We start from the raw sequence: 17,292 nt of genomic DNA, 5'->3' as shown, positions 1-17,292 counted from the left end.
GGAGCCCCGTGCTCGTCACCATCACCTCGACTGCGCCGACCGCATCCAATCTGAGCCACCTGCTGCGCAAGCATCCAGACCGGGCGCAGGAGTTTTCGCTCAGCGTCGGCACGGCACACGTCTTCTACCCCGAGGTCAGCGACGAGCGCTGCACCGTTGCCCTGCTGCTCGAGGTCGACCCCGTCGGGCTGGTGCGCGACAAGCGCTTTCGGGGAAGCGACGCGGCGACGCTCGCCCGTTACGTGAATGATCGCCCCTACGCGTCTTCCTCCATGGTCGCGGTCGCGCTGGGCCAGGTCTTTCGCACGGCGATGAACGGCGCGAGCGAGTCACACCCCGACGTGGCCTGGTCCGAGCTCGCGGCATCCGCTCTGCCGCTCGAGATCACGGTGGCGGCCGTGCCGGCCAGGGGCCGCGACACCGCCGGCCTCGTCACGCGCCTCTTCGAACCGCTCGGCTGGTCCGTCACTGAGACGCCGATCCCGCTCGATCCCGAGTTTGCCGAGTGGGGCGATTCCGTCTACGTCGACCTCGTGCTGCGCGGCGATGTTCGGCTCAGCGACGCGCTCCGGCACCTCTACGTGCTGCTGCCCGTGCTCGATGACGCCAAGCACTACTGGGTGTCGGACGACGAGGTCGGCAAGCTCCTGCGCGCGGGCGCAGGCTGGCTGCCCGACCACCCGGAGCGCGAACTCATCACGCGCCGCTACCTGGCGCATCAGCGCTCGATGGTCGACGAGGCGACCGGGCTGCTTTCCGCGGATGCCGCGCTGAGCGCTCTCGACGACGTGCCGGCCCCCGAGCAGAGCGCCCCCCGCCCGGCGCCCCTCGCCCCGCAGCGTGCAGACGCTGTGCTCGCGGCCCTGCGCGACGTCGGCGCGCACTCGGTGGCCGATGTCGGGTGCGGCGAAGGTGCTCTGCTGAAGCGGATGCTCGCCGACCCGGCGTTCACGACGATCATCGGTTCCGACGTGTCGGCCCGGGCTCTTCTCAAGGCTGGTCGAACGCTCAACCTGCGTGAGGCCAGCGACAGAACCCGTGAGCGGGTACAGCTCGTACAGTCGTCGGTGACGTACCAGGACGACCGCATCGCGGGCCTCGACGCGATCGTGCTGATGGAGGTCATCGAGCACATCGACCTGGAGCGGCTGCCCGCGCTCGAGTCATCCGTCTTCGCAGCAGCCGCCCCCGGCGCGGTGATCGTGACGACGCCCAACGCCGACTACAACGCCGTGTTCGAGTCCCTGCCGACCGGCGCGTTGCGGCATCACGACCACCGATTCGAGTGGTCCCGGTCCGAGTTCGGTGCCTGGGCGGATGGCGTCGCGTCTCGCCGCGGCTACACCGTCGAATACCGCACCGTCGGCGACGTCGACGTTGATCTCGGCTCCCCGACCCAGCTCGCCCTGTTTCGAAAGGTCACCCACTCATGACGCCACTGCCCGGTCCAATCACGACGCAGCCCATCACGACGCAGCCCATCATGACGCAGCCCGTCATGACGCTGCCCATCATGTCGCTCGTGGTGCTGGTCGGCGTCTCGGGCAGCGGCAAGTCGACGTTCGCCGCCACCCACTTCGCGCGGTTCGAGACGCTGTCGAGCGACTTCTTTCGCGGGCTCGTGTCGAACGATGAGAACGACCAGGCGGCGACCGCGGCGGCCTTCGAGGCGCTGCGGTTCGTCGCGGCCAAGCGGCTCGACGCCGGACTGTTGACCGTCATCGACGCCACCAACGTGCAGGCCGACGCCCGCCGCTCTCTCGTGGCCCTCGCCCGTGCGCACGACGTTCTGCCGGTCGCGATCGTGCTCGACCTGCCGCAGAGTGTCTGTGTGGAACGCAACGCCGCGCGCGCGGACCGCACGTTCGGGGCATCCGTCGTCAAACGCCAGCACGACCAGCTGCGACGCTCTCTCAAACAACTCGGCAAAGAGGGTTTTCGCCGGGTGCACGTGCTCTCCGGGGCGGAAGAGATTGCGGCCGCGGAGTTCGTGCGCGAACCCCTTCTCAACGATCGCAGCAGCGAGACCGGCCCGTTCGACGCCATCGGCGATGTGCACGGCTGCCGCTCGGAACTCGAGACGCTGCTGGGCGCCCTCGGCTACGCACTCACGCGCGACGACGAGGGGCGACCGGTCGACGCCGTGCACCCGGAAGGCCGCCGCGCAATCTTTCTGGGCGACCTCGTCGACCGGGGTCCCGACACCCCCGGTGTGCTGCGACTCGTCATGGGCATGGTCGCGGCCGGCCACGCCCTGGCGGTGCCGGGAAACCACGAGGCGAAGCTCGTGCGCGCCCTCGAGGGCAAAAAGGTGCAGACGAGCCACGGGCTCGCCGAGACACTCGCCCAGCTCTCGAGCGAGACGGAGCAGTTTCGCCGGGACGTTCTGCACTTCTGCCGGGAGCTGGTGTCGCACCTCGTTCTCGACGACGGCCAGCTGGTAGTCGCGCACGCCGGGCTGATCGAGAAATACCACGGGCGAGCCTCGGGTCGCGTGCGCGCGTTCTCGCTCTTCGGCGACACGACGGGCGAGACCGACGAGTACGGGCTGCCGGTGCGGCTGCCCTGGGCCCAGGAGTACCGCGGCAAGGCGACCGTTCTCTACGGCCACGTTCCGACCCTGACGGCAGAATGGGTCAACGGCACCATGTGCCTCGACACCGGGTGCGTGTTCGGCGGCAAGCTCAGCGCTCTGCGCTATCCCGAGAAAGAGGTGGTCGAGGTGCCGGCCGAAGAGGTCTGGTACGAGCCGGTCGTGCCCCTGGGCGTGCGAGCTCCCGGTGCAGACCCCGGGGCGCAAACCGCGGCGCGTGACCCTGCGCTCCTGCGGATCGACGACGTGCTCGGCAAGCAGATCGTCGAGACTCGGGTGTTCGGCAAGGTCGGCATCCGCGAAGACTCCGCCGCCGGAGCCCTCGAGGTCATGAGCCGGTTCGCCACCGACCCCCGGCGTCTCGTGTACCTGCCGCCCACCATGAGTCCGCCCCACGTCTCTGATCGAGACGGCTTCTTGGAGCATCCGGCCGAAGCGTTTGCCGCTTACCGCCGTGAGGGCCTCGAGCGGCTGATCTGCGAAGAGAAGCACATGGGGTCCCGGGCGGTCGTGCTGCTGACCCGCGATCCTTCACGATTCGGCGCGCCAGACGGATGGCGCGGCGCCGTGTACACGCGTGCCGGCCGGCCATTCTTCGACGACGCCACGACCGAGGACTTTCTGGCCCGCCTCGACCGAGCCGCCGAGACGGCTGGGTTGTGGACGCAATTTCAGACATCCTGGCTGCTGTTCGATGCCGAGCTGCTGCCCTGGTCGCTCAAGGCCGGGCCGCTGATTCGCGAGCAGTACGCGAGCGTGGCAGCGGCGGCGACATCCGCTCTGCCCGCGGCGGTACGCACCCTGCAGGCCGCCGCCGATCGTGGTGTCGACGTCACCGACCTGCTCACGCGCACCACACGGCGTGCGTTCAATGCCGAGGCCTACCGCGACTCATATCGGCGCTACAGCCAGCCCGTGTCGGGACTTGACGGCGTGCAGCTCGCCCCCTTCCAGCTGCTCGCCTCCGAGGGGGTCAGCCACCTCGGCCGGGACCATTCCTGGCACCTCGGCGTCGCCGACCGGCTCGCCGTCGCCGATGAGAAGCTCATTCGACGCACCCGACACATCGAGGTCGACCTCACGTCGGCCGAGTCGGAAACCGCGGCCACGACCTGGTGGGAGCGTCTCACCGACGCCGGCGGCGAGGGCATGGTGGTGAAGCCGATGGCCGGCCTCGTGCGCGGAACGCGATCGCTGGCGCAGCCGGGCATCAAGGTGCGCGGGGCCGAATACCTGCGGATCATTTACGGTCCGGACTACCTGGACGCCGCCAACCTGTCGCGCCTGCGCGACCGGGACGTGGGGCACAAGCGCTCCATGGCGCTGCGCGAGTATGCGCTCGGCGTCGAAGCCGTCGAGCGATTCGTCGCCGACGAGCCGCTGTGGCGGGTGCACCAGGCCGTCTTCGGCGTGCTGGCGATGGAATCGGAGCCGGTAGACCCCCGGCTGTGACGACGGCACCGCGCCTGCTCGTGAATCGAGTCGACGCCCGAGAGGGCTAGCCTAGATTGATGGCCGTTAATCGTGGTGCGCACCTGGGCGCCGCTGTACGCGAGATGTCCCCCGGGTATTTCGCGCTCGTCATGGCGACGGGCATCATCTCCGTCGGCATGACGCTGATCGGGTTCCAGACCCTCAGCATCGTTCTCATGATCGTGTGCGGCGGGGCGTACCTTGTGCTGCTGCTCCTCACTGCCTGGCGCTTCATCGCCTATCGAGCAGCCTTTCTCGCCGATCTGCACGACCCGCATCGAGGATTCCAGTTCTTCACCTTCGTGGCCGGCACCAATGTTCTCGCGGCGCGGCTGGCCATCGAGGGCTGGTACGGCGCCGCAACGGCGCTTCTCGCGCTCTCGGGCACAACCTGGGTGGTGCTCGGCTACGCCGTGCCGTGGTTCGCGGTGCTCGGCCGCACCGCACGCCCGGTGCTGCGTTCGGCCAACGGCACCTGGTTCATCTGGGTTGTCGCGAGCCAGTCGGTGGCCATCGTGGCGGCGTCACTCGAGCCCGTAGCCGATGATGCCCGGGCGTTGCTCGCCGTGCTCGCGATCCTGTCCTGGTCGGTCGGCATCTTTCTCTACGGCGCTGCCGGTGTTTTCGTCTCACTGCGGCTGATGCTCTACGAGATCAAGCCGGTCGAAATGGACCCGCCCTACTGGGTGTCCATGGGCGCCTGCGCCATCACGGTACTGGCCGGCGCACGGATCGTGGAAATGGCCGATGCCCCGATGGTCGATGCGACCCGCGGGCTTGTCGGCGGTGTCTCGGTCATGTTCTGGGCCTTCGCGACCTGGCTGATTCCGGTGCTCGTCGCCGTCGGGGTCTGGCGCCACGTCAGGCATCACGTACCTCTGACGTACGGGGCCTCGCTGTGGAGTATCTCGTTCCCGGTCGGGATGTATGCCGTCGCCGGCATCTATCTCGGCCAGGCCGACCAGCTGCCGCTGGTGGGGCAGATCGGCACGGTGGTTCTGTGGGTGGCCCTGGCCGTGTGGCTGATTATCTTCGTCGCGATGGCCCGCCAGCCGCTCAGAAGGGGAGGGTTGCTCCGGGCAACACCCGAGACGCAGCCCGCGAATGAGGCGGCTGGCCCCCGGCCCGCACTGCGCTAAAGCCGCCCTCGCCTACTCGCCGCTGGGCGGACGTTTTCGCTGCGTTTTCGTGGCCGAACGCTGCTGCTTGGCCGCGAGGTGGCGCCGGGCCGAGCCCCGGGTGGGTTTGGTCGCCCGGCGGCTCGCTGCATCCGGTGCCAGAGCGTCGGCCACGAGTTCGCCGAGCTTGCGCAGGGCGATCTCGCGATTACGCAGCTGGGAGCGCTGCTCCGACGCCTTCACGGTGATTGCCCCGGCGACCAGACGCCGGCCGAGACGGGCGACCAGCAGCATCCGCTGATCATCGGAGAGTACAGCCGATTCGGTGACGTTCCAGATCAGTTCGGCGCGGCTATCCGAGGTGTTGACGTGTTGGCCGCCCGGGCCGGACGACCGCGAAAACCGCCAGCCGAGTTCGCGCTCTGGAATCGTGAGCGCGGGCGACACCTCCAGATCCATGCCCCCAGCCTTGCACGATAGTGGGTGACCAGGGGGCGAAAGCGGGCGTACGTCGTTCGCAGAACCGTAGCCGGTGGAGCGACCCGGAGTGAAAGATGCCCGCGCCGCGAACCGCACCGGCAGCCCCGACGCGCGCGGCTCCGGTCCCGACGGGTGGCTCAGTGCCCTGAGCGCGTACGTTCGGGGCTTCTGGTCCCCGGACTCAGGTGCGTCGCCTCCGCGCAGCGGCGCAGCTACCGCGCAGCGAGGCCGGGATCACGCCAGCCTCGGCCCCCGAGGGTCGAGCGCGGTACCTGCGCCGCTGCGCGGGTGGCACGCCTACCGCGCAGCGGCGCAGCTACCGCGCAGCTCGACCATGCTCACCCAGCGCCTCGGCGCGGCTACCGCGCAGCGGCGCAGCACCCCTCAGCTCGGTACCGCGGCGCGAGCGGCTCAGGCGTTGATCCAGGCGTGCACCAACACCAGCAATGCCTGCTGTTTCGCGCGCGCAGTCGCGGCGTCAGAAAACACGACCTGGCCGCGCTCTTCGGTGATCTTCACGAGCAAGCCTGTGGCGTCGTCGAAGCGGAACGGCGTCGCATCCGCCATCGGTTTGGCCCCGCGGTGAAAGATCAGCTGCACCCGATCGATCGGACGCAGGTTGAACGTGACGCGGTCGATGCCGCCGCGGCAGAAGCTCGGAGCATTCCACTTGATGTGCTCGGTCAGCTCGGGTTCCGCCTGCAGAATGGCCAGCCGAAGCTGCTGCACGAGGGCGCCCACGGGGTGGTCGAGCGCGGTCATGAAGGCGTCGACGTCGGCCGAACGGTTGCTCATGCGGTCACGATCCCGCGAGCGCGTCGCCGGCGATGCGGCTGCGGAACCGGCGGTGCACGGCCTGCCGCGACACTCCGAGAGCGGATGCGATCCCCTCCCAGCTCACACCCAGGGCGCGGGCCTGCAGCACGTGAAAATACTCGCGGTCATCGAGGTCGCGACGCGCTTCGGCCACCACCCGCAGGGCGACGAGGTGCACGACCGGGTCGTTCGGATCGGGTGTTCGGGTATCAACCATGGCGTCAGCATACGTTGACGCTTGTCGTACGTCAATGCCAGTTGACACTTGCCGAACGTGCTCCCGGCGCTGTGCCCACGCCACCGGCGGACGCGAACCGCCGGGTCAGCCTGCGGGCAACAGCTCGAACTCGACCCGGCCCGAGACCACGCCGTTCACCTGCACTTCGAGTGCGTGCGCGCCCGGGTGGTAACGCCGGGTCGTGATCGCCCGGAACGAGTGCGACCGGGCGAGCTCGACGCGCTCCCCCGGCGCGAGCGTCACGGTCGTGAGCTTGAAGGTCTTGCCGGTGAGGGCGCCGTTGGCTTTCTGGTGGTGCATCACATAATCGACGGCCAGCCGGGCCGGTTCGGCACCGACGTTGCGGATGCCCACCCGAAAGCCGATCACGCCGCCGAACGCGACCGCAGCCGCGTCGAGGACCGGGCCGACGACATCCACTTCGGCCGGATGAAAGCCCTGCTGGGCGAGCGCCTGCGGGTTGCCCTTCTTGACCAGACTGCGCAGGGCGTGCCGCACCAGCCCGGCCGTGTCGGCATCGGGCACCGCCAGCCAGGTGGCGGTCGTCGCCACGACCAGCTCGGGCTGCTGCCGACTGAGGTCGTTGAGGTGGTTGGCCACCGAGCGGCGCACGACCTCGTTCTCGTCGCGGTACAGGGCGTGCAGCACCGGCAGGGTCGCGGCGGGGTCGGCGAGAATGGCCGGCACGCGAATCGCCCACGGCAGAAATGGGCGGGTTCCCTCGGAGGCCAGCCGGCGCACATGCGGATCGGTCGAGGAGGTCCACTCGAGCACGATCGACATCGCCCGAGCGAAATCGTGCGCGAGCAGCAAACGGATGGCGAATTCCGAGGTGAGCCGTGGAGTGAGGGCCGCAAGCATCCGCATGCCGTCGTCGAAGGCGGAATCGGTGCCGGCGGCGATGGCCTTGACGGCGATTGCGCTCGTGACCGGCCAGATCAGCCAGCCGCTGAACGGTGCGGCGCCCGCTTCGGCCGAGCGGATGATGCCCGCGAACGTCTCGTAGTCGCCGGGCAGGTCGGTCAGCAGCGCGTCCCGCAGCAGATCGCTCCGCTCTCGCAACGAGAGCGGAGCGAGGTCCGACGCGGCGGCGTGCAGTGCCGTGAGATCGGACCGCGGCGCGGCTGCGTGAATGGCCGCAGCCAGCGCGTGGGCGGTCGGGACTCCGATGAGTTCGTCGGCGAAGGGCATGAGACTCCAGTAAGCGAGGTGAGCGAGATACCCTTCAGCCTGTCACGCACTCGTCAGCTTCTGACGAGATCGCCCCGTACCATTCGACGGTGTTGAGCACCGGTTTGCGCCCGAACAAGCTGTTTTCGCGGGCGATGTCCGTCGAATGGTACGGGGTGGCGGGCGAATGCGCGCGCCTGGGGCGAGCCTCAGGGCGCGGGCAGCAACCGCACGGGGTCGCCGCGACCGACGAGTCCCGGGCGAACGACCCGGGCGTAGACGCCGAACATGATCTCGCCCGAGTCGAGGCGGTAATCCGCGAGTATTTTCAGCAGGCCTGCGCCGCGGGCTCCGGTGTGCGGGTCAAGGTCGATCACCGCGCAGCGCGGGATGCCCGCCCCCACCAGCAGCCGGGCGCCGCCAACCTCGAGTTCGCGGCCGGCCCAGCAGTCCTCGAGGTGGGCATCCGCTTCCCCGGTATCGATCGTGAAGGTAGACCGAAACCGGCGCGGGTCGACGGGGGTCCCCGATTCCCGAGCGAGGCGCTCGAGCGAGCTCGTCGTCGCCAGGGTGACGGTGTCGCCGTACACGACCTCCCCCGGAAAATCGACGCGAGCCAGAGCGACCGGGCGACCCAGCAGACGACTGAAAGCCGGCGACCAGGGCCCCCGGACGTTCCGCATCGAGACCGGTCGGCCCCAATAGTCCAGGGTGAGCGGGGTGGCATCCGTCGTCGGAGTGCCCGAGATCTGCTGCCCATCGATGCTGATCGACAGCACGCCGCACTGCCAGCGCGCGTCGCAGCCGACGAGCGACGGATGCTCCACCGTTTTCAACACGCGGCCGTCGGCGAGATCGACGACGGCGAAAACGCGGTCCCCGACCGGGCCGAGAGCGCTGAGCGCGATGCGGGTCCGGGGCCTGTGCCGGCCGCCCTTGAGCGCCGAGACGCCGATTTCGCGAACCCGCATGACCGAGGGCTTGGCGTCGTTCACGACAGCGCGGTTCAGAACAGCGCGGTTCAGAACAGCGTCGTTCACAACAGCGCGGTTCAGAATAGCGGCCACGGCACGGCGGGCATCTCACCCTGTGGCGCCGGAAACCAGCCCTCGGCGCGCAACCGGTCGCAGCGCTCGGCGAGGGCGCCGAGTTCCGCGGGGGTCAGCAGCCCGGCGAGGGTGTCGCCGAGTTCCTCGCACAGTCGGGTGCTGATGCGGTCGACACCGGCGAGTTCGTCGGCGGACAGGTCGGCGCCGATCCAGCCCCAGAGCACCGTGCGCAGCTTGTGCTCCGTGTGGAAGGTCAGTCCGTGGTCGACTCCGTGCCGATGCCCGTTCGGCATCGCCAGTATGTGGTCGCCCTTGCGGTCGGCGTTGTTCACGATGATGTCAAAGACGGCCATCCGGCGCAGCGCAGCGGAATCTTCGTGAATCAGCGAGACCGCCCGGTCATTCTCGTCTACCCCGTCGAACACGTGACGCCAGCCGGCTTCGGGCAGGGAGTTCGCCTCGACCAGGGCGACGGCGGCCTGTTCAGCGTCAACGTGTTGCCAGAGCTGCACCATGCCGAGGCCCATCGGGCCCTCGCGCAGCCAGGTACGGGGAACGATGTTCCAGCCGAGGGCCTCCGAGACCTGGTAGGCCGCGGATTCACGGCCCGCGAGGTTGCCATCGGGAAAGTCCCAGAGCGGATGCTCCCCCGCGATCGGCTTGTACACCACCGTGACGCCGCAGATGCTGCCGAGAAACGTCGCGTTCGACGCCGTACGGATGCGCCCGGTCAGCTCGATCTCGCCGCTCGGTTCGATACCGCTCGGTTCGATACCGTTCCGTTCGGCGTCGCTGGCCGGCACCGCGGCATCCGTCGTCATGGAAAGTCGAGAAGTGAGCAGCTATGCCCGGCGGCATCGATCGGATCGCCGCATAGGGGGCACATCGGCCGGCCCGCTCCCACGACCTCGCGGGTGCGTTTCGCAAAGGCCCGGGCGGTGCCGACCGGAATGAGCAGCACGAGCCTTTCGGTCGGTTCGGCCGGGGCGACGTCCATTTCTTCCTCGGCGAGAGTCGCGTGCACGTGGATGATGAACTGCGCCGTTCGGGAACTCCACCCGACTCCCATGTCGCCGGCCCGAAATTGCTCCACGACCGGCTCGAGCGGTTCATTGTCGACAAGCTCGATCGGAGTGCCGCTCGGAACGCTGAACGGGTTGCCCGTGGTGGACATCATTTCATCGAGCACCGCGTCGATTCTGTTGGACAAAAGCGTGGACTGCTGTTTTTCCAGGGCAATGCTCACGAGCCGGGAGCCGGAGCGCACCTGCAGATAGAAGGTGCGTTCACCGGGCAGGCCGATGGTTCCGATGACGACCCGGTCGGGCCAGTCGAACTCGTGCACGATTGAGGTCATGCGGGTATTTTACGCGCGCGCGGCGTGCTCAACCTGATGCCCGGCACCGCCACCGATCGGCGCCTCGGTCGTGGGCACGGTCGACGCCAGCCAGGACAGGTTGCCGGCGTCGGTGTTGGTGGCGTACACGTTCGGCCGTTGACTGCCATAGTGCACGATCGAAACGGATGCCGGCCCCACGTTGATGCGCTGGAACAGGTCCAGGTGCATCCCGAGAGCATCGGTCAGCACCGATTTGATGATGTCGCCGTGACTCACCGCCACCCAGACCGCGCCGGGTCCGTGCTCGGCTTCGAACGCCGCGTCGTGGCGGCGAACCGCGGCAACCGAGCGGGCCTGCATGCCGGCCATCGACTCACCGCCCGGAAACACGACCGCCGAGGGTTGCGTCTGCACGACCGACCAGAGTTTCTCCGTGCTCAGTTCCGCGAGGGTGCGGCCCTGCCAGTCGCCGTAATCGCACTCCGTGAGGTCGTCGTCGACCGGCGTCACGAGCGAGCCCGACTGCTGGTCGAGAATCAGCTGCGATGTCTCACGGCAGCGTTCCAGCGGGCTCGAGACCAGGCCGACCAGCGGTACGACGGCCAGCCGAGTGCCCAGCAGGGCGGCCTGATCACGCCCGACCTGATCGAGCCTAATTCCGGGAGTGCGCCCGGCGAGCACTCCGGTGGCGTTGGCGGTGGTGCGGCCGTGCCGCACGAGGATGACTGTGGCCATGGGTTCCAGCCTATCGATCGTGCGCCCGGCACCCCACGAGCGCCAAACCGAATCAGGTCTTCTGCATCCGCTGATCGTGGTTCATGACCGCTGTGAGCTCAAGGCGCAGTCCGAGCACGTGCAGCGTCGCTGCGAGCTTTCGCACCGTGATATTCCGTTCACCGGCGAGGCGGGCCGTCACCTCGCTTCTGCTCACACCGAGGGCACGGGCCAGGTCTGCCCGGGTCATGCCGCTTCGCTCCAGAGCGGACGCTATGAGCTCACTTGCATCAACCATCGCGGATTCCTCCGCGTACGTTGAGTCGTAGTGGGGGTCACCAACAGGAAAAACCGGGTGTTCCGTCACGGGGCTCCTTCAAATCCGTCCCAGAAAATCTGGAGTGCTTTCTGGACCTCTTGATTGACCTGATGGTCTGTGGGCTTCATTCGGCCATGCGTGGCGTACCAAACGGAGCGAAACCGCACTAAATACAGGCGAAACTTGTCCACTTTGATTTCATAAACGATCGCCTGCGAAGGCTCTGAACTCAACCTCCGAAAGTTCTCGGGGGACTTGATCGGGATGCCTTCGTGAAGGTACTCAAGATAGCGCTGGTATCGCGCCAAGAACCGGCTATCCAAACCTCGTAGAAACTCATGTGCGTGGCATCTGCCGGTCGGGCCTACGATACCGAGCACCACACGGCTATTTCGGAGCAGTGGAACGGGCGATCGTTCAGTCATAACTTAACACATCCCATCGACCGGCTGCAAGTGCGACAAATAGACCAACGCGATCTCAAACCTGCCTCCCCACGCTGGCTCCTCGGGACACAGGTGCCGCAGACCGTCTACCCATACTGACCGAGACCACCGACATTGCGGGTCGTCGCTTAAATCCTGCGGCTCGTGCACACTGTCAGAATGAACGCCGACCAGCTCGCTGCCGAGATTGATGCGATGCAACGACGCATCACCGAACTCGAAACCAGATTGGCACAGGCGCGCCGCACCGTGCGGGAGCTCCTGGCCCAGCGAACGGCCGCGACTGTAGTGACGCACGAGTTAGCGACACCAGCCTCAACGCTGTACCGGGCCAGCATCGGTGATAATCCCCAGCGTCCCGTCACGCGGGACTCTCCGGCACCAGACAAGATCGCCCTGTTCCGCGACCTTTTCGCCGGCCGAACGGATGTCTACGCGAGCCGGTGGACCAGCAGCAAGACCGGCAAGAGCGGATGGAGTCCCGTCGTACGCGGTGGCTTCTACACCGATGCGGTTACTACCAAGGATCTCCTTCCCGTCTCCGATGAGGTGATCGCCACGCATCTGATGGGTAGCCGCAGCGGCGGTGACGGTCTGCATGCTGGCCTCTACCCCATGCTGGCCAACGACACCTGTCGGCTGTTGGTCTGTGATTTCGACGATGGTTCCTGGAAAGCGGATGCTGCGGCCTACGCCGACGCCTGTTCTCGTCACGGCGTCGGATCGGCTACGGAGGTCTCTCGGTCCGGTGACGGTGCCCATGTGTGGTTGTTCTTTGCGCAGGCCGTCTCCGCGCAACTGGCGCGAAGTCTGGGACTCGCTCTGCTGCGCGATGCCATGGCCCATCAAAACGGCATGAGCCTCACCAGCTACGACCGACTCTTTCCGTCGCAGGATCTGCTGCCCACACGGTCACCCGGCCGCATGCGATTGGGCAACCTCATCGCGTTGCCTCTTCAGGGAGCATGCCGACGACGCGGGACAACGGTTTTCGTCGACCCGAAGACCTGGCTCCCCTTCGAGGACCAATTTGCGTTTCTCTCCAGCATCGTGCGGTTGTCCACTGACGCGCTCGAGACGGCCGCGAGCACCCTGCGCCCCGTGCGAATGGGGCCTGTCGACCTCAGCTCCGGCCTTCGAAAACGCTCACTTTCCTCGACGCAGCGCACCAATGCCCAGCCGATCGATTCCACAGCACCCGTCCCGACAAGTGTTCGGATCAACCTCAGCTCGGTGCTCTCGATTCCAACTCTCGGTCTTCCCTCGGGCCTTATCGCCGAACTGAAACACGCGGCCTCGCTTGCGAACCCCGAATTCTATCGTCGCCAGGCCCAGCGATTCAGTACCTTTGGCACACCGCGCTTCGTTTACTGTTTTGAACACGATGACACGACGCTACGACTCCCCCGCGGCCTGCTCGATTCGGTCAGGCAGATCATGAAGTCCGCAGGAATCAAAATTGAGGTCGTCTCGGACCTGACCGAAGCCAAGCCCATCGACGTCGAGTTTCGCGGCGAGCTGACAGCGCCTCAGATCGAAGCCGTCGCTACGATGCAACGGCATGACACCGGAGTCTTGGTCGCCCCTCCTGGCTCGGGGAAGACCGTCATTGCCTGCGCACTGATCGCGAACCTGGCCGTGACGACCGCAATTGTCGTCAACCGCGCAGAACTGGTCCAACAATGGCGTGATCGGCTCGCGGAATTCCTCGACATCGACACGGCCCAAATCGGCCAGCTTGGGGGTGGCCGCCGCAAGAGAACCCACATCATCGACATCGTTATGCTGCAGAGCATTGCCCACCGAGCGGCCGATCCCACGGTCCTCAGCGGCTACGGCCTGATAGTGGTCGACGAGTGCCATGCGTTAGGCGCTGCGGCCACGGAAGCCGCCGTCCGACAAATCGCTGTGCAACGATGGATCGGCCTGACGGCCACGCCCTATCGGGCCGACCAGATGGACGACATCATCACGATGCAATGCGGCCCCATCCGTCACACGATCGACGACAGCGCACCGTTTGCGAAGGAGCTGATCGTGCATGAAACCGTGTTCGAGACTGCTGAGAGCGGCGCCGATGACATCCAGGCGATCTACACCGAACTCGCATCCGACATCGATCGAAACCGGCTCATCGCAGACGATGTTGTGAATGCCTGCAAGACTGGCAGGAACTGCCTCGTTCTCTCCACCCGGGTTGAGCACGTGGAACAACTGGCGGAGCTTCTTCGAGCCGAGGCTGCGGCGGTCTTCGTGCTGCACGGCCAGCTCGGGATCAAGGAACGCCGTCGCATCCGCGCCGAGCTCGATGGACGATCCGCCGCCGATCCGTTCATTCTCGTCGCGATCGACAAGATTGCCGGCGAAGGATTCGATCTGCCGAGCCTCGACACCCTTTTTCTCGCCGTTCCGATGGCGTTCAAAGGGCGGATCGTGCAGCAGATCGGACGCATCTCGCGAGCCACGCGAAAAACCGCGGCTACCGGCGACCCCGTCGCCTCGCAGGTTCACGACTACTGGGATGCCCAGGTGCCCGTCTTCGATCGTATGTATCGCAAGCGCCAGCGCATCTTGTCGAAGCAGGGTTTTGTGGCACACCACGACAAGCCTGACCCGGTGATTCCTGCGTGAAACACTGCCCACAGGCCGGCCGTCTCGCACTCGGTGGTCCCTCGAGCGCACCCGGAATTCCGGAGGGGCAACCAGCCATTTCGCCACTGGTAGGCATGCGGGAAACGGATGGCTGACCCTATGATGTCGTCATGTCGACGCCGGTCCTGGCCACGAAGCTCTTCATTGCCGCACGGCGACCTGAAACGGTCGCCCGCCCACACCTGATGGCGCGCCTGCAGCAGGCGCTCGACTCCGGCCGCAAGCTGACGGTCATCGCGGCAGCGGCGGGCAGCGGCAAAAACGACTCTCGTCGCCGACTGGATCACCACGCTTCGCAGCAGTGACCCGCCCGTTCGAGTCGCCTGGCTCTCTCTCGACGCCGGCGACAATGATCCGGCACGCTTTCTGATGTACCTCGTGGCCGCCCTGCAGCGTGCCGACGCCACGATTGGGTCTGAGGCCCTCTCCCTCTATTCTCATCACCCCGAGGCCATCGAAACCGCCTTGACTGCGCTGATCAGCGACATCGCGCAGGCGGCGCCAGCATCCGACAGGGTAGTTCTGGTGCTGGACGACTTCCATGTCATCGATGCCCTGCCGGTTCGGCAGGCCCTCGGTTTTCTGCTCGACAACCTGCCGGAGCGGCTGCATCTGCTCGTCGCGAGCCGCTCCGATCCCCCGCTGCCACTGGCCAGGCTGCGGGCCAGAGGCGAGCTGACCGAGTTGCGTGCAGCCGATCTGCGATTCACGCCGGCCGAGACATCCGCTTTTCTGACCCAGGTCATGCACCTGCAACTCGAGGCCACCGATATTGCCGCCCTGGACACGCGCACCGAGGGCTGGATCGCTGGCCTGCAGCTGGCCGCTTTGTCATTGCAGGGCCGCCCGGACACGGCCGCCTTTGTGCAGGCGTTCACGGGCAGTCACCGCTTCGTGATCGACTATTTGGCCGAGGAGGTGCTGCAGCGCCTGCCCGAGCCGGTGGTCGATTTTCTGCTGCAGACTTCGATTCTCGACCGGATCAGTGGCGACCTGTGTGATGCCGTCACCGGGCAGACCGACGGTGCCAGCATGCTTGAGAATCTCGAACGCGACAACCTGTTCGTGATTCCGCTCGATGACCGACGTGAATGGTTTCGCTACCATCACCTGTTTGTCGACGTTCTGCGCGCACGGATGCTGCGGGGCGGCAGGCACAGCCCGCCGGCTCTGCATGGGCTCGCGAGCGGCTGGTACGAAAACCACGATCTGCCAGAAGAGGCGGTTCGTCATGCTCTGGCGGCCGCCGATTTCCAGCGGGCGGCGCGACTGATCGAGCAGGCCCTGCCCGTGATGCGCCGGCAACGCCAGGATGTCACGCTGCTCGAGTGGATCAGGCGGCTGCCCCGCGAGATACTCGTTCAGCGCCCGGTGCTCAGCCTCTACTACGCCTGGTCGCTGCTGCTCGCGGGCGATCTCGAGGGCGTCGAGCTGAGGCTGGCCGACGCCGAGGCCGGTCTGCGGGCCGACGACGGCGACAGCCACCCCGACCTTCACACCGACAGGGATACCGAGGAATTTCGAACGCTGCCGGTCATGATCGAGGTCTACCGGGCCTCGCTTGCTCAAGCCCGCACTGATGTGCCCGGCCAGCAGCAGCACGCCCGGCGTGCCCTCGAACTCTCCGGGCCGGGCGACCACTTCGGACGCGCGGCGGCCGGCGGATTTCTGGGTCTGGCCGCCTGGGCCAACGGTGATCTCGAGGACGGGCTGCGGGCCTTCGGTGAGGTCAGAACCAACCTCGCCCTGGCCGGCAACGCCACCGATGTGCTCGGCACCACGGTCGTGCTGGCGGAGATGCTGATTGCGCTGGGGCGGCTGCAGGAGGCCCGCCAGGCCTACGAGCAGGCCGTCGCGGTCGCGACCGCGCCGGGGGAAGCATCCCGGCAGCCGCTCGCCGACCTGCACGTGGGCCTCGGTGACTTGCACCGCGAGCGTGACGAGCACGGTCTCGCCACCGAACATCTGCTGGCCGCACGCGCACTCGGCGAGCGCGCATCGCTGCCCGAGAATCGATTCCGGTGGTTCACGGCGATGGCGAAACTCCAGCAGGCCGACGGCGATTTCGAGGCCGCACTCGGCTCGCTCGCCGAGGCCGAACGCCTGTATGCGCCCGGGTTCTTTCCCGACCTCGCACCGATTGCGGCCATGACGGCACGCATCTGGATCCGTCAGGGTCGGTTGACCGAGGCTCGCCGCTGGGCGCAGACCCGGGGGCTCGCGGCAACGGATGCCCTCGGCTACCTCACCGAGTTCGAGCACGTCACCCTGGCCCGGCTGCTGCTGGCCGAGTATCGCGCCGCTCACGCCCCGGCCGCACTGCACGCGTCCCGCGAGCTGCTCGACCGGCTGCTTCAGGCCGCAGAAGCGGGCGGGCGAACCGCAAGCACGAACGAGATTCTGATGCTGCAGGCACTCACCCACGAAGCAGAGGGGCGCCTCGACCGTGCCCTCGTGCCGCTCGAACGAGCGCTCACCCAGGCCGAGCCAGAAGGCTATGCGCGGCTGTTCCTTGACGAGGGGGCGCCGATGGATGCCGTGCTGCGCGAGGCCCTGCACCGCGGCATCCGCTCAGACTACGTTCGCCGACTGCGCCGGGCGATGCTCCCCACGGCTGCCGGTGCCCCTGATCCGGGCACCCGCGAGTCGGGACCGGTGGCGCTCAGCGACCGCGAACTGCACGTGTTACGGCTGTTGACGACCGAGCTGAGCGGCCCACAGATCGCCGGCGAGCTCTTCGTTTCCGTCAACACCCTGCGCACCCACACCCGGCACATCTTCGGCAAACTCGCCGTCAACAGCCGGGTCGCGGCCGTGCGCCGGGCCGACGAACTCGGCCTGCTCTAACCGACGCAACCCCACGCGAATCACCAGGCCGATCACCA

At 67.1% G+C, this 17,292-nt stretch carries 15 protein-coding genes; 6 read left to right on the top strand and 9 right to left on the bottom strand.

The window, feature by feature from the left end; all coding sequences use genetic code 11:
• Window positions 1-8: 8 nt before the first annotated feature.
• The 3 genes from E3T55_RS16630 to E3T55_RS16620 are packed head-to-tail and all read left to right on the top strand — an operon-like array spanning window position 9 to window position 5,205.
• The gene (locus tag E3T55_RS16630) at window positions 9-1,433 is read left to right on the top strand and encodes a 3' terminal RNA ribose 2'-O-methyltransferase Hen1 (protein WP_134520667.1); all 1,425 of its coding nucleotides are present in this window, start codon (window positions 9-11) and stop codon (window positions 1,431-1,433) included.
• Between the two features lie 50 nt (window positions 1,434-1,483).
• Entirely contained in the window at window positions 1,484-4,045 is a 2,562-nt protein-coding gene (locus E3T55_RS16625; protein WP_134520691.1) for a polynucleotide kinase-phosphatase, read from the top strand.
• 59 nt (window positions 4,046-4,104) lie between these two features.
• Window positions 4,105-5,205, top strand: coding sequence for a tellurite resistance/C4-dicarboxylate transporter family protein (locus E3T55_RS16620; RefSeq protein WP_134520666.1), 1,101 nt, complete (start codon window positions 4,105-4,107; stop codon window positions 5,203-5,205).
• A 12-nt stretch (window positions 5,206-5,217) separates the two neighbouring features.
• Here E3T55_RS16620 and arfB read toward each other — a convergent pair whose 3' ends face one another.
• The 9 genes from arfB to E3T55_RS16575 form a co-directional block, all read right to left on the bottom strand.
• Window positions 5,218-5,643 carry an alternative ribosome rescue aminoacyl-tRNA hydrolase ArfB gene (gene arfB / locus E3T55_RS16615; protein ID WP_134520665.1) on the bottom strand — a complete coding sequence of 142 codons (426 nt, stop codon included), beginning with the start codon at window positions 5,641-5,643 and terminating at the stop codon, window positions 5,218-5,220.
• Window positions 5,644-6,075: 432 nt separating this feature from the next.
• A complete protein-coding gene (locus E3T55_RS16610; protein WP_134520664.1) occupies window positions 6,076-6,459 on the bottom strand; it encodes a DUF1801 domain-containing protein in 384 nt (127 codons plus the stop codon).
• A 4-nt stretch (window positions 6,460-6,463) separates the two neighbouring features.
• The gene (locus tag E3T55_RS16605) at window positions 6,464-6,697 is read right to left on the bottom strand and encodes a hypothetical protein (protein WP_134520663.1); all 234 of its coding nucleotides are present in this window, start codon (window positions 6,695-6,697) and stop codon (window positions 6,464-6,466) included.
• A gap of 105 nt (window positions 6,698-6,802) precedes the next feature.
• Window positions 6,803-7,909 (bottom strand): DNA alkylation repair protein, encoded by a 1,107-nt coding sequence (locus tag E3T55_RS16600; RefSeq protein ID WP_134520662.1) that lies wholly within the window; start codon window positions 7,907-7,909, stop codon window positions 6,803-6,805.
• 188 nt (window positions 7,910-8,097) lie between these two features.
• Complete coding sequence (locus E3T55_RS16595; protein WP_134520661.1) at window positions 8,098-8,928, bottom strand: MOSC domain-containing protein; 831 nt, start codon at window positions 8,926-8,928, stop codon at window positions 8,098-8,100.
• 11 nt (window positions 8,929-8,939) lie between these two features.
• A complete protein-coding gene (locus E3T55_RS16590; RefSeq protein WP_134520660.1) occupies window positions 8,940-9,758 on the bottom strand; it encodes an SCO1664 family protein in 819 nt (272 codons plus the stop codon).
• Window positions 9,755-10,294 (bottom strand): DUF3090 domain-containing protein, encoded by a 540-nt coding sequence (locus E3T55_RS16585; protein WP_134520659.1) that lies wholly within the window; start codon window positions 10,292-10,294, stop codon window positions 9,755-9,757. The genes E3T55_RS16590 and E3T55_RS16585 overlap by 4 nt, the downstream gene beginning before the upstream one ends.
• Window positions 10,295-10,303: 9 nt before the next feature.
• Window positions 10,304-11,011, bottom strand: coding sequence for a histidine phosphatase family protein (locus E3T55_RS16580; RefSeq protein ID WP_134520658.1), 708 nt, complete (start codon window positions 11,009-11,011; stop codon window positions 10,304-10,306).
• A 52-nt stretch (window positions 11,012-11,063) separates the two neighbouring features.
• Window positions 11,064-11,288 (bottom strand): helix-turn-helix domain-containing protein, encoded by a 225-nt coding sequence (locus tag E3T55_RS16575; RefSeq protein ID WP_134520657.1) that lies wholly within the window; start codon window positions 11,286-11,288, stop codon window positions 11,064-11,066.
• A gap of 626 nt (window positions 11,289-11,914) precedes the next feature.
• Between E3T55_RS16575 and E3T55_RS16570 the strand changes: the two genes are divergently transcribed.
• From E3T55_RS16570 to E3T55_RS16560, 3 genes are all read left to right on the top strand, one after another.
• Complete coding sequence (locus E3T55_RS16570; RefSeq protein ID WP_134520656.1) at window positions 11,915-14,386, top strand: DEAD/DEAH box helicase; 2,472 nt, start codon at window positions 11,915-11,917, stop codon at window positions 14,384-14,386.
• Between the two features lie 131 nt (window positions 14,387-14,517).
• A complete protein-coding gene (locus E3T55_RS16565; RefSeq protein WP_134520655.1) occupies window positions 14,518-14,712 on the top strand; it encodes a hypothetical protein in 195 nt (64 codons plus the stop codon).
• Between the two features lie 64 nt (window positions 14,713-14,776).
• Window positions 14,777-17,254 (top strand): winged helix-turn-helix domain-containing protein, encoded by a 2,478-nt coding sequence (locus tag E3T55_RS16560; RefSeq protein WP_134520654.1) that lies wholly within the window; start codon window positions 14,777-14,779, stop codon window positions 17,252-17,254.
• Window positions 17,255-17,292 lie beyond the last annotated feature (38 nt).

Origin of the sequence: Cryobacterium frigoriphilum, from assembly GCF_004403305.1 — a bacterium.
Taxonomy (GTDB): domain Bacteria; phylum Actinomycetota; class Actinomycetes; order Actinomycetales; family Microbacteriaceae; genus Cryobacterium; species Cryobacterium frigoriphilum.
This window is presented reverse-complemented; position numbering and strand designations above follow the sequence as displayed.

What these genes read in the sequence shown, in the direction of transcription:
- E3T55_RS16625 (WP_134520691.1), top strand. Translation starts at nt 1,484, where the DNA reads ATGACGCAGCCCGTCATGACGCTGCCCATCATGTCGCTCGTGGTGCTG.
- E3T55_RS16620 (WP_134520666.1), top strand. Translation starts at nt 4,105, where the DNA reads ATGGCCGTTAATCGTGGTGCGCACCTGGGCGCCGCTGTACGCGAGATG.
- arfB (WP_134520665.1), bottom strand. Translation starts at nt 5,643, where the DNA reads ATGGATCTGGAGGTGTCGCCCGCGCTCACGATTCCAGAGCGCGAACTC.
- E3T55_RS16610 (WP_134520664.1), bottom strand. Translation starts at nt 6,459, where the DNA reads ATGAGCAACCGTTCGGCCGACGTCGACGCCTTCATGACCGCGCTCGAC.
- E3T55_RS16605 (WP_134520663.1), bottom strand. Translation starts at nt 6,697, where the DNA reads ATGGTTGATACCCGAACACCCGATCCGAACGACCCGGTCGTGCACCTC.
- E3T55_RS16600 (WP_134520662.1), bottom strand. Translation starts at nt 7,909, where the DNA reads ATGCCCTTCGCCGACGAACTCATCGGAGTCCCGACCGCCCACGCGCTG.
- E3T55_RS16590 (WP_134520660.1), bottom strand. Translation starts at nt 9,758, where the DNA reads ATGACGACGGATGCCGCGGTGCCGGCCAGCGACGCCGAACGGAACGGT.
- E3T55_RS16585 (WP_134520659.1), bottom strand. Translation starts at nt 10,294, where the DNA reads ATGACCTCAATCGTGCACGAGTTCGACTGGCCCGACCGGGTCGTCATC.
- E3T55_RS16580 (WP_134520658.1), bottom strand. Translation starts at nt 11,011, where the DNA reads ATGGCCACAGTCATCCTCGTGCGGCACGGCCGCACCACCGCCAACGCC.
- E3T55_RS16575 (WP_134520657.1), bottom strand. Translation starts at nt 11,288, where the DNA reads ATGGTTGATGCAAGTGAGCTCATAGCGTCCGCTCTGGAGCGAAGCGGC.
- E3T55_RS16570 (WP_134520656.1), top strand. Translation starts at nt 11,915, where the DNA reads ATGAACGCCGACCAGCTCGCTGCCGAGATTGATGCGATGCAACGACGC.
- E3T55_RS16565 (WP_134520655.1), top strand. Translation starts at nt 14,518, where the DNA reads ATGTCGACGCCGGTCCTGGCCACGAAGCTCTTCATTGCCGCACGGCGA.
- E3T55_RS16560 (WP_134520654.1), top strand. Translation starts at nt 14,777, where the DNA reads ATGTACCTCGTGGCCGCCCTGCAGCGTGCCGACGCCACGATTGGGTCT.